We start from the raw sequence: 13,264 nt of genomic DNA, 5'->3' as shown, positions 1-13,264 counted from the left end.
GTTAATAATATTTTAATGATATTGTATTTATAATTAATTTAAATCTATCCAAACAGTTTTAGTTTCAGTATAAATATCCATTGCTGCTTTACCCATTTCTCTTCCAATACCAGATTCTTTGAAACCACCAAAAGGTAGTGCATTATCAGTCATATTATACGTGTTTACCCAAATACTACCAGCCTTAACACTTTTTGCAAATCTAATAGCTTTTTTAATATCATTTGTCCAAACTCCAGCTGCTAACCCAAAAGATGAATCATTAGCAATTTTTATAGCTTCATCTATTCCATCAAAAGTAATTACAGAAGCAACAGGACCAAAAATTTCTTCTTGTGCAATTGTCATATTATTATTAACATTATCAAAAATAGTAGGTTGTAAATAAAATCCTTCAACCCCAACTCTTTCTCCACCAACTAAGATATTTGCACCTTCATTTTTACCCTTTTCTATATAACTTAAAACTCTATCTAATTGTTCTTGACTTACTAGTGAACCAGTTCTAGTTTTTGGATGAAGTGGATCACCAACAATCATTGATTTGGCACGACTAGTTAACACATTCATAAACTCATCTTTAGCTGAAGCTTCAACAATAATGCGGCTTCCAGCTGTACACATTTGCCCTGAGTTAAAGAAAATTCCCATTAATGCAACTTTAGCAGCAAGTTCAATATTACTATCAGCGAAAACAACATGAGGAGATTTTCCTCCTAATTCAAGTGTTACTTTTTTCAGTGTATTTGAGGCATTTTTCATAATAATTTTACCAACTTCAACCGAACCAGTAAATGCTATTTTATCTACTAATGGATGATCTACTAATGGTCCACCAGCTCTAACACCAAGACCTGTAATAATATTAATAACACCATTAGGAACTCCAGCTTCCATCATTAGTTCACCTAGTCTTAAAATGGATAAAGAAGTTTGTTCTGCAGGTTTGATAACAATAGTATTACCACAAGCAATTGCAGGAGCTATTTTCCAAGCAGCCATTTGTAATGGAAAATTCCAAGGAATTATTTGACCACATACACCAATAGGCTCTCTTAAGGTAAAAGTAAGAGCATTTGCTCCTTTTGTATTTGGTTCAATTGTTTCACCTGTTGTTTTTCCTGCCCATCCAGCAAAATATCTAAAGCATTCAATTGATTGTGGCAGATCAACCTTTAGAGATTCAACAAGTGGTTTGCCATTATTTAAAGTTTCAAGCTCAGCAAGTTCTTCAATATTTTGTTCCATTAAATCAGCAATTTTCCACAACAACTTTCCTCTATCAGCACCATTCATTTTTCTATATCCCCCTTCATCGAAAGCTTTACGAGCAGCCTTAACAGCCAAATCAACATCTTCAGAATTAGCCGATGCAACATTAGCAATTACCTTGCCATTCCCAGGATAAATAGCTTTGAATGTTTCTCCGTTAATAGAATTTACCCATTCACCATTAATCAACATTTTACCATATCTACATAATCCATTCTGATCTAATGTAGTTTTACTAGGTGAAATTAAAGCTATTGAATTGTTTGTTTGTTCAGACATTTAATTATAGAATTATTTGAAAATATATTTTTACAAATTAATACAAGCAATATAAGTTTTATATCTAGATTTAAAAATTAATTAACCTTCAATTTTTTAATTCGAAGATTAAAATCATAATATTTTTAGAAGAAAAATAAAGAATTTATAAATCTCCAAAAAAATTTGCAAAGCTAAAAAAATATTTTCATAAATTTTAAGTAAAGTAAATCAAATTACTTTTATTCTTTGTTTGTAAAATAATACAAGTTAATTTTGCATTTTAAATTTATTTCTAATTTATGCTACAATATAAAGACTTCCCAAAATTAATTCTACCAGAAATTCCAGAGCTTTATAAGCTTAGTGTTTATAAATCAAATGGTGGATATGAGATGTACAAGAAAGCAATTACAATGACTCAATCAGAATTGATTGATGAAGTAAAGAAATCAGGTTTGGCTGGGCGTGGTGGAGCAGGATTTTCAACTGGGATGAAGTGGAGTTTTATGCCAAAGGGAAATGAGAAACCAAAATATTTAGCAATTAATGGAGATGAAAGTGAACCTGGATCTTTTAAGGATAGGCAGATATTTGAATACAATCCTCATCAATTAATTGAAGGGATTCTGATTGCAGGTTTTGCAATGGGTATAAATAAGGCTTTTATATACATTAGAGGTGAATATCATAAGTGGGTAAACCTTATGGAAACAGCACTTAAAGATGCTTATGATTCAGGTCTTGTTGGAGATAAGATGAAATCTACATTTGGTCATGACTACTCTCTTGACATTGTAATTCATAAAGGTGCTGGTGCATATATTTGTGGTGAAGAAACAGCTTTAATGACCTCACTTGAAGGAGATAGAGGTTATCCAAGGGTTAAGCCACCTTTTCCAGCAGGAGTTGGCTTATGGGGAATGCCAACAACAATAAATAACGTAGAAACTTTAGCTAATGTTCCAGTAATACTTAAATTAGGTTGGGAAGATTATTCAAAAATTGGAGCACCAAAACATCCAGGTACAATTTTAGTAGGAATATCTGGGCATGTGAACAAACCAGGTATTTATGAAGTACCTACTGGATTACCAATACTTGATATAATTAATGATTTAGGAGGTGGTGTTTGGAAAAACAAAAAATTGAAAGCAGTAATACCAGGAGGAAGCTCTATGCCGATTTTAAGAGCAGATCAATTAGATGGAGTAATGATGGATAATCCTGCTTTAAAATCTGCTGGTTCATCAATTGGAACAGCCGGTATAATTGTTATGGATGAAGATACTGATATACCAAAGATGTTATTAAGATTGATTAAATTTTATCATCATGAATCTTGTGGTCAATGCACTCCTTGTAGGGAAGGTTGTGGTTGGTTAGAAAAGATTTTAACTCGAGTAGTTGCTGGTGAAGCTTCTAGTAATGACTTAGATTTATTGGTAGATATCGCAAATAATATTGAGGGAAATACAATTTGTGCATTAGGAGATGCGGCTGCTTGGCCAACTAGACATACAATTACAAGATTGCGTTCTGAATTTGAGTCAATTGTTAAACCAAACTTAGAATTACCAATTTTAAATGTAGTTCATTCATTACGAGAGAGATTATTGGCTCATAAATAATTGGTACTGTTTAAAGTTAATCAATATTATAAAATCAATTCCTTTAAAAATTAAATAGAAGAGTCTGACCCAAAAGGATAGCATCTTTTGTAATTTGATACAACAGTTAATAAATTTATTTTTAATGTATTGATATTCAATAAATAATGACTCAATTATTAATTTAATAAATCAGTATTGTTAATTTTAATGACTCTCTATATAACCAGCTACATCTTCAAATATGTATGGTAAATATTTTCCTATTGGGTTACCATATTTTATCTTAGATTCTCTAATATTCTGATGCAAGAAATAATTACTTGGGGCAGTATCTGGGCTGCAAGATAATACCCACACATAACTACAACAAGAGCAGACTTACCACCCAATATTTTTTATTCTTCATGTTTATTATTCATTTATTTTTTTTAATTTTTAATTTATAATTTTTCAAACCTTACTTCTTTACCTCACTTAACTTCATTTTCTTTATATCTTTTGTATCTCCTTTTTATTCATCTGATTCATCTCTGTATCACGAATACAGCATAATATGGTATTACTAGTCTAATCATAACTTTTAGTATATTTTGTAATTATATAGATTAATATTTTTATGCTTATAATTTAAAACTGTTACAACCTAAACATTTGGATAAATTTAAAATTCAATTTGCTATATTTATTTTTCTAAGAAATTAGATTTTATGGATACAATTGAACAAAGCAAGGTTTTATGCGTTCTATAGAACAAAGCAAGGTTTTATGCGGCTTACTGGATTTGTTGAAAAAAAAATCCGCCTCAAATTTTAATTTTGAGACGGAGTCTTATTATTTAACACTAATTATATATTCTTATATAATTATTTTACTATCTGTAGTATTTTTTTATCTGTTTTTCCTTCTTGTCTTAACTCGATAAAATACATTCCACTTGATAACTCGCTTACGTTTATTTGTTCACTTAATTCTGAATTTATTCCTACTCCTTCTTCCAGAATCTTCATTAGTTTCGTCTCTCCTCTCATATCTGTTATTACTACTTCTAGCTTGCCACTCCTATCACTTTGGTAATTTAACTTCATACTGCCAGTCGCTGGGTTCGGACTTATTTTTGTTATACTCAATCCTCCTCCTATTAATCGTTTATCTCCTTTCTCACATATTCCATTTAAGTCAAACTTTCCATTGATTAGTTTTGTTATCCTTACTTTTCCTCCTGTATATACTGGGCTACCTACAAATGTTATTGGTGTACTTATTGTGTCTCCTAGTAATACATACATTGGGATATTAAACAACACTTCGCCTGGACCTCCACTTTGCTTATCTAACTTTGTTCCTGTGATTGTAAATGGATTCTTTGTTGTTAGTGTCATTATTGCCCATTTTTTGTTATCCTTTACTTCATACGCCAACTGTTGACGTGCTCCTGCATCTGTTGGGGTTAGCAAGTTTGAATTATATCTTACCTTGATTGTTACTTCGCTTACTCCACTCTCCTTTAAGCCTTTTGTATCTCCTGTATATTTTACTATCAAGCTTACTGGTTCTGTTTGTTTCGCCAATCCCTCTATGTTTGATATCTCCATTCCTGCTTCTGCTAACCTGCCTTCACTTGTGCCGCGTACTAATAATTTTACCTCTTGTTCGCAAGGACTACTTACTTTTACTCTGATTGTATCACTCTGAGTACCATCTGATCCAGCATATTCAACTTTAATTACTAACTCTTCACCTTTCTTTAACAATCCGCTACTTGGTGTACTTGATAAAATTTTGAATGGACTTAATAAACTAGAGATATTTCCAATATTTACATCACTTATTCCAGTATTCTTTAATCTTAATTCTCCAGTTGTTGTATCTCCACCCATTGTTTTAAGTTCTAAATTTGATACGCCAGTTAAAGAAACTTTGTTTACAGTAACTTTTGCAATGTTACTTGTTGTTCCTCCATTGCCGCAATCTCCAGTTATAAATACATCGTAATCTCCAACATCCATAATTGTTACTGCAATTATACTAATAGTGTTACCAATTGCTCCATTAATAGATACACCATTTTTTCTCCATTGGTACTTCAATCCTGAGCCACTTGCTTTTACTCCCAATACTAAGCCGTCTCCTTCACAATATGTTCCGCCTAATGGATGACTGCTTATTATTGGTATGCTGTTCATTAGCAATGTTCCCTTCGTTACTATGTTCTCTCCACACCCATTGCTTATTATACATTCATATTCTCCTCCATCTGTTCCTGTTGCTTGTGGGATGTTTAATGTATTGCTGTTTGCTCCGTTTATTACTACTCCATTATGTTTCCATACATAGGTTAGTCCTGTTCCTATCGCTGTTACATTGAAACTTATATTATCCCCACTACAGCCTACCTTATCACTTAATCCTATGCTAAGTCTTGCTGATTGGGTTATCGTTACTCTACTACTGCTTGTTGCTGGTGGATTACAATCTCCTATGCCCGTTACTGAATAAGTCCCTCCATCTCTACTATTCGCTCCACTGATATTTATACTTGATCTTGTCTCTCCATTCAACAACAACCCATCTTTCCTCCATTCATATCTCTGGATGTTTGAGCCACTTACATTTAAGCCTATTACTCCTCCTTCGCATATTACCACATCTTTTAATCCTGTGGTTATGTTTGGTGGGGTACTTTGTATGAACTTAACTTTGCTACTTATTGTTTGTCCTCCACAATCTCCTGTTATTACTACATCATACTCTGCTATATCACTTGTTGTGATTCCGTTTATTGTTAATGTTGCTCCTGTTGCTCCTGCTATTGCTGTTCCATTCTTTCTCCATTGATAGCTAACTCCTACGTTTGTACTTACTCCTATGGTTATGCTCTCTCTGCCACCTAAACATACATTCCTTTCTGGAGGCAATGGTTGTGCTGTTATTTGTGGGGATTCTAACACTTCAAGCTTTCCTGTGCTCTTTACTGTCTTTCCTCCACAAACACCTATTACTGTTACCTCATAGGTTCCTGCATCCGATACTTGTGCTGAGCTTATCATTATTATATTACTGTTTGCTCCTATTATTGGAATGCCATTCTTTGTCCAGCTATATGATAAGCCTACTCCTTGGGCTTCTATCATCATTGTTGCTCCACTTCCTGAACATATCTTCTTATCTGTTAAGGCTGTCTTGATAAATGGTGCATCACTGATTTGTAACTGTACATAATTACTGACTTTCCTTGCACAACTATTTGTTACTACACAATTATATATTCCTGCATCTCCTGGACTTGCATTATTTATATCATATATATATGCGTTTGCTCCTGGTATATCATTTCCATTCTTCTGCCATTGATATGACAATTGATATGCTTGTGATGGATACTGTATGCCACTTGACTGTACTTCAAAATGGGCTTTCTCTCCTACACATACTGTTTGTGGTTTTGGTTGTATACTTAGTTCAACACTTCGTTTTACTGACAATACCATTGGGGCACTTAACACCTTGCCACATAAACCACTAACTTCTACTTGATATGTTCCTTCATCTTCTATTAATGTTTTTCCAGATGACATTATACTATCATTTCCCCCAATTATATCAATACCATTACGTTTCCATTGATATCTTAATCTTGTCTCAAATTTAAATGGTGTTCCTTCCGAATAAACTTTGAAATAAAACGCTTGATTTTCACATACTAATGTGTCATCAGAAGCATAGATTATATATGGTTTTATATTTACAATAACATCAAATTCTGTTTGTTGAATTGGACCACCACATTTACCTGTTACTGTTACTCTATATTTTCCTTGATCTATCTTTAAGGCACTATTTACTGTATAACTTGATGCATTTGTACCAACTGGCATCCAAACAGGAGGAGTTGTTATTGGATTAAACTTCTCCCATAAATAGACTAAATTTGTACCAGTTGCAGTTACTGATAAAGTAAATGGACTTCCTTCACAAACTTCTAATGGCGATTGTGACTTTCCTGTTATTAATGGAGGAGTATCAATTGTTACTTTGATTGGTCCAACTAATACATCAGGTTTACAATCTCCACTAATTTTTACATAATAATCACCCCCATCTCCAAGTTGAGCTGATGGTAAGGTATAAGCTGAGATTTTTGTTTTTGCATCAACAACAGATACTACATCTCCTGCTATGGCATTTCCTAACAATGTTCCATTTTTATACCATTGGAATACTATGTTAGTTCCAGTTGCTGTTGCGTACATCCTTAACTGAGTATTCAAACAAACAGAAGTATCTTTTGTACTTGCAACTAAGTTAGGTTTTGCTTTAACAGTTGCAATTGCACCAATGCTTGTTATTGGGCTTGGTGGACAATCACCTTCAATTACTACATAATAAACACCTGAATCTTTTAATACAGTATTAGTAACTATATATTCTGCACTTACCGCACCTGAAATTAAATTAATTGGATTAACTCCATCTTTATACCATTGGTATTTTAAATTCTTACCAGTAGCTTTTACTTTCATTCTAAAGTTATCACCTTCACAAATTGCCACATTAATAGGCTGTTCAACAATTGCTGGTGGAGTATTAATTGTAACTTTAATTGGAACACTTCCAACTGCTGTTGTACCACATACACCTCCTCCTGTAACATCAACATAATAAGTTGCATCGTCTGTTAACTGAGCTGAAGTTATATCAAATGTTGATTTAGTACCCATTGGAGCTGCAATTGGTATTCCATTTTTATACCATTGATAAGATAAATCAGTACCAATTGCTTTAACTCCTAAACTGAAAGGAGAGTTCAAACAAACTTCTTGTGGCAATGGTTGATTAACAATTTTAGGAGCTTGATTAACTCTTAATTGAACTGGACCAAATAATGCTTTTATTGATTGATCTAAAGTAGTTGTAGCTGGAACTATAATACTTCCATTAGTTGTTGTTCTAGCGTTATTTGCTAATGGTCCTGGAATTACTGGAACATACCCTGCAGTTGGACAATTACCTTCTATGACAACAAAGAATATAGCTCCGTCATCATCTTTTGCTGAAGTTGGTGTAATTGTATAACAATTAGAAGTAGCACCAGCTATTGCTTGAGGAGCAATTGAAGCATTTTGACCACTTTTTAATACATTTAATATTTGTGGAGAATTAGGAGCTAAAGTTGGTCCTGTTAACTGTGATAATGGAGAAGGAGGTAAACCTCTATACCATTGATATTTTAGTCCTGAACCAGTTGCAGTAACACAGAATTGAGCTGATTGTTGTTCACAAACAGTTCTATTAGCTGGTGGAGTAACTAATCTAATAGGTTGATTAACTGTAAGCTTAGCTTTATCAGAAACAGTTACACCACACGAATTAGTTACAACCATATAATATAAATCACCATCAGTAGGATCTACTGAGTTTGGAATTTGTTCTGGTTGTAAAACAGTTGGAGGAACTCTGAGTTCAATATGTCCTAAAGTATTATTAACATTTATTAAATCAGCAGCACTTAAGCCAGCTGTACCAATAGAAGCCTGAGCAGTTAAAGGATTAGCTGTTACTACAGCTATATAATTACCATGTGTCCCTACTCCTGCAGATAATTGAATTAAAGAAGAATTTCCTGTTGCAGTAACTGCACCAGATCCTGAAGTATTTAATACACCTTTCCAAACTGAAACTGGAGAACCTGTTGAAGATTGTTTAAACCATTCAATTGAAATATTCGTACCATTTACATCTAATCCACCTGTATTATTAAATCCTCCAGCAGGGTTAATATTATTAGGACAAGTTTGTTGTGTATTTCTTGTCCCTGCCGGTACTAATGTTGGAGCTAATCTAGTTAAATCATATGGTGTTAAATCGACTCTAGCTCTAAATGTAGCACTATAACCACCTACCAAACTTGCTGTACTTGATGAAGTTGGTCCTGTTGCAATTGCTGGAAAACCTGGAATATCAGTAGTTACAGGTGCAATTGTTTGTAAAATTTCTTCTTGAGAACAAACAGTTTGATTTTGTGGTTGTACTGATAATCTTGGAGTAGTACCAACATTTATACAAACAGGTGCTAATGTATTAATTGTGGTTTGAATAGTTGCACATGTTGCTGGTAACACTGGAGGTCCAACAGCAAAAGGTAAACCAGATATATCTGGGATTCTACAAAAACCAGTATTTATAACTAAAAAGTAACAATCATTATTATTAGCTGTTGTTCCACCGCATATTGCTGATGGTGGAGTTGTATAAGTAAAATCATGTGGCAATGGTGTTCCTACAGCTAAATTACCACTAAAAGCAGTACCTGCACCAACAATTGTAGTTGCCAATTCTTGAGATAATGGACTTCCAGGAGGTGCTGGTAATTGACATACAACTGGTCTTAAATCACCTTTTTCACCATTTGGTTTAGCTGGTATTCTATACCATTGATAACTAATTGGTATTGAAGTAGCAGTTAAACCACCCATTGTTAAAGTAGATGTAATCTGTGCAGTTTGACCTACACAAATGTTAACTTTTGGAACTGGAGATGAAATTGTCGCGTTAAATATTCTTATTCTTGTACTAGTTTTAGTTGCTCCACACCTATTATATGCTACTATCTCAATAATATCACCATCCATTATAACACCCGGAATTCCAGCTGGTGGAACAATAGGGGTTGTAAAAGTCATCTCAAAAGGACCTGTTACAACTGTTGGGGTTGTAGCAGTTGCAGTTGCAACTGGCATAATCTGTCCACCATGATCTATATTTGGAATAAATCCTGAAGTATATTGATATCTTGTAGAATTAGTTGGTGCTAAAGTACTTGTAGTAAAAATAGCTGGTGGATTTACAGGTAATCCATTTCTATACCATTGATAATTTAATGGATCATCATCTAATGTAACTGGTGGTGCTGCAGCAGGTGGTGCATCAATAGCTGCAACTTCACCTTTCTCACCCTCAATTTTAATTGGTAATACAATTGCTTGATTTGGACATACAATTGTTATAGGTGGTAATAGCTGATTAATAACAGGAGCTGTATTAACAACTATAGTACCTGCAAACCTACAAACTGAAACGCAAGTAGGATCTTGCACTCCGCCTGATAAGAATGATAATCTAAAATAATAATTATACATTCCTGGAACTGTAGGTACTAATTTTGGTGGTGTTATTATTCCTTTAAATCCTGGACAGAAAATATCTTGTACTCCAAATCTTGTATAAGCAACTGGTGTTCCAAAAGCAGGTGGTTGTGGTAATCCACCACAAATAATAGGATCGTTAACAACACTATTTGTATTTAATGGAGGTAACAAAGCTACATTTACTGGCGATTCAAACCATTCAATTCTAACAGCATTATTAGGATCTGCAATCTCAAATGATGAAACATCTAAATCAACATTCATATTTAATGATTGACCAACACATACAAATCTTGGAACTTGTGCATGTATTTGTAAAGAATTAAATCCTCTAACGTTAACAATTACTGGATTATCATTTACTTGAAATGGTCTACAAACTGTATTTCCAGATACAAAAGCATCTAAATAATAATAGTATTTTCCGGCAGTAGCTTGATCAGTATAATTTACTACAATTGGAGTTATACAACTTGGTCCAAATTGAGGTCCTACTGCAGTACCAGTTAATGGAGTTCTAGTTGTTCTGTTTGGAGGAGCAATAATACAATCTGTTGCTTTAACTCTATACCATTGATATAATGTACCAGGTCCTCCACTAGTTGTAACACTACCTGATAAAGCTACATCAGCAGCTGCCGAACCATCGTTTAAACAGACATTTAAAGGTGATACTGTAGTTATTGTAGCAAGTGTTGAAGATGGATTATTAACTGTAACATTAATAGGTCCTAATTTATTTACCTGCGTTAATAAGCAACCAGGAGTATTTGAAATTGCATCAACCCAGAATTGATATGTTCCTGGAGTTGTTGGCAAATTAGTTGTAACCGTGGCAACTGGACCTGAACATAATGGACCTAACTGTGGACCAATAGCTGTTCCTAATGTGCCTGGTATTGCATGAATTGGAGCAACTCCACATGGTGTTGGTGGATCATGTCTAAACCATTGATATACTACATCCGGACCGCCATGAACAGCAACATTAAAATCAAGTTTTATTTGATCACCAGCACAAACATCTCTTGGAACTGCAGTACTTGCTTCAAGATCTACTTTTGTAACATCATTTACTTTTGCTGTAATAGGTCCATAAATATTTCCATTTACACATGGAGCTAACAATCCATCTGGCATCATTGCTTCAAGATAATAATCATAATAGCCAGGTGCCAAACCTGCAGTATTATCATTTATAGCTGTTGTAGTAAAAGTACCTGCATTACACGCAGGAATAAAAGGAGCTCCAATATTTACCTTACTGCCAAATGGCAAGCAATTTAGCAAACCCCTAGAAGGTACTCTATACCATTGTAATCTAATTTGATTTGAGGTAATTCCTCCTTGATCATTTCCTACAAACCTTGGTAACGTTGCAGTTAGGCCAATAAGTGTACCTACGCAGACCTCACTTGGTGTAGCCGATCCTGAAGTTACTGTTGGCGGTGCTACAACATCAATCAAATCTGTCCATGCAACAGGTAATGTTGGTAATACTGCTGCTGGTGTACAAACTCCAGATCTATCTACAGCTGATAACCAAATTCTATATACACCAGGATCTGTTGGTGTAAAATTAACTGGTTCAAGAACTCCAGGACATCTTGGTCCTAATGTTGCAATTAATGTACCTCCAGTTGCTGTTGATGCAGCTGGTGCTGCTCCGCAAGTGCTAACTGAATATCTCCATTCATAATATACATCTGGTCCTCCTGAAACTAAAATACTATTTACTAATGGGTAACTTGTACCCAAACACATTCTATTTGGTGTAAGATCTTGACTATTTACAACTGTTTGGCTAGGAGCATTTACTCTTACTTGTAGTGGTCCTGCAATATCCCCATTTGTACAATTTCCTTTGCTTAATGCACCGTTTGGATATTTAATAGTTAAAAAATAATTATAGATACCAGGCGTTAATCCAGTTGTATTATCAACAACTGGTACTAATGACTGATTAACACCATTTAATGGTAATTGTTGTTGTGCACCTATACCTACTTCATTCCCTGGAACATCGCACCATTGAGCAATACCTGCTGGTCTTCTAACCCATTGATATTGTATCCTTTGTGGTCCTGAATTTCCTAATATTCTCTCTAAATCAGCATTTAATGTGACATTTCCACCAGAACATATATTGGCCGATGAAGTTGTTGCATTTGCTACATATGGAGTTGCTACAACATTTAAAGTAACTGCTCTTGAGAAAGCATCGCCCCCACAATTCTTTACATCTCTTGATGTAACTTGAAAAGCTTTAAGTCTAAATTGAGCACCATCATCAGGAGGTGCAGCAGTAAATGATAAAGTTGTTGCTGATTGACCAAATAAATCAGTACCATTTCTTTGCCATCTATAACTATTTAAATATCCACTTGCTTCACCTTCAAATGCAACAGATTGACCTTCACAAACATAAAGATTATTACCAATATCTGGAGGAATAGAAGTTAAATCACCAAATCCACAAACATTAAATCTTGGTTCACGGTTAATTGTAAAATAAGGAGATCTTCCAGTTTCTATCATCGGTACTACAGTAGTTGATCCAGTTCCAACTTCCCAATAGTAACCTGGTGTTGGGCAATCTACTGTCGGGTAATTTTGTGCTGAAACTAATATAGCACTTGCACCAGAAGTTGTAATTCCAATACCTTGTCCTCCTCCTACAGGCCCATATAATACGCCAACAATCACAATAAGTCCATAAGTATTTACATCAACTCCAACACCAAGGGGAGAAGCATTAACAGTTCCAATAACTGCTGGAGCTAAACCATCAATAGTTATACTCTCTATAGCATCTCCAGAACACGGAACTGGCATATTATTACCAGGTGAAACTGTAAAGTTAAATGCTTTAAGATTTTGGAATGAAAAAGCTAAAAACAGTAGCAGATATCCAAATATATTTAAATTAAAATTCTTTCTTGTATTTTTAAAAAAATTGTACATATTAATTAATAG

Annotated in this window: 4 protein-coding genes; 1 reads left to right on the top strand and 3 read right to left on the bottom strand. The window is 34.2% G+C overall.

Going from position 1 to position 13,264, the window contains the following annotated elements; genetic code table 11:
* Positions 1-33: 33 nt before the first annotated feature.
* Positions 34-1,551 (bottom strand): aldehyde dehydrogenase family protein, encoded by a 1,518-nt coding sequence (locus IPP08_04230; GenBank protein QQS67379.1) that lies wholly within the window; start codon positions 1,549-1,551, stop codon positions 34-36.
* Positions 1,552-1,832: 281 nt separating this feature from the next.
* Here IPP08_04230 and nuoF point away from each other — a divergent pair, with 281 nt between their 5' ends.
* Positions 1,833-3,161: an NADH-quinone oxidoreductase subunit NuoF gene (nuoF, locus tag IPP08_04225; protein QQS67378.1), complete on the top strand. Its 1,329-nt coding sequence runs from the start codon at positions 1,833-1,835 to the stop codon at positions 3,159-3,161.
* Between the two features lie 186 nt (positions 3,162-3,347).
* Here the strand turns inward: nuoF and IPP08_04220 are convergent, their stop codons facing one another.
* Both IPP08_04220 and IPP08_04215 read right to left on the bottom strand, forming a co-directional pair.
* Entirely contained in the window at positions 3,348-3,500 is a 153-nt protein-coding gene (locus IPP08_04220) for a hypothetical protein (protein QQS67377.1), read from the bottom strand.
* Between the two features lie 506 nt (positions 3,501-4,006).
* Positions 4,007-13,252, bottom strand: a complete 9,246-nt coding sequence (locus tag IPP08_04215) for a T9SS type A sorting domain-containing protein (GenBank protein QQS67376.1) — start codon at positions 13,250-13,252, stop codon at positions 4,007-4,009.
* Positions 13,253-13,264 lie beyond the last annotated feature (12 nt).

The sequence above is a fragment of the Chlorobiota bacterium genome (assembly GCA_016700335.1).
Taxonomy (GTDB): Bacteria; Bacteroidota; Ignavibacteria; order OLB7; family OLB7.
Note: the sequence above shows the minus strand (reverse complement) of the source record. Positions and strands in the feature narration are given on the sequence as shown.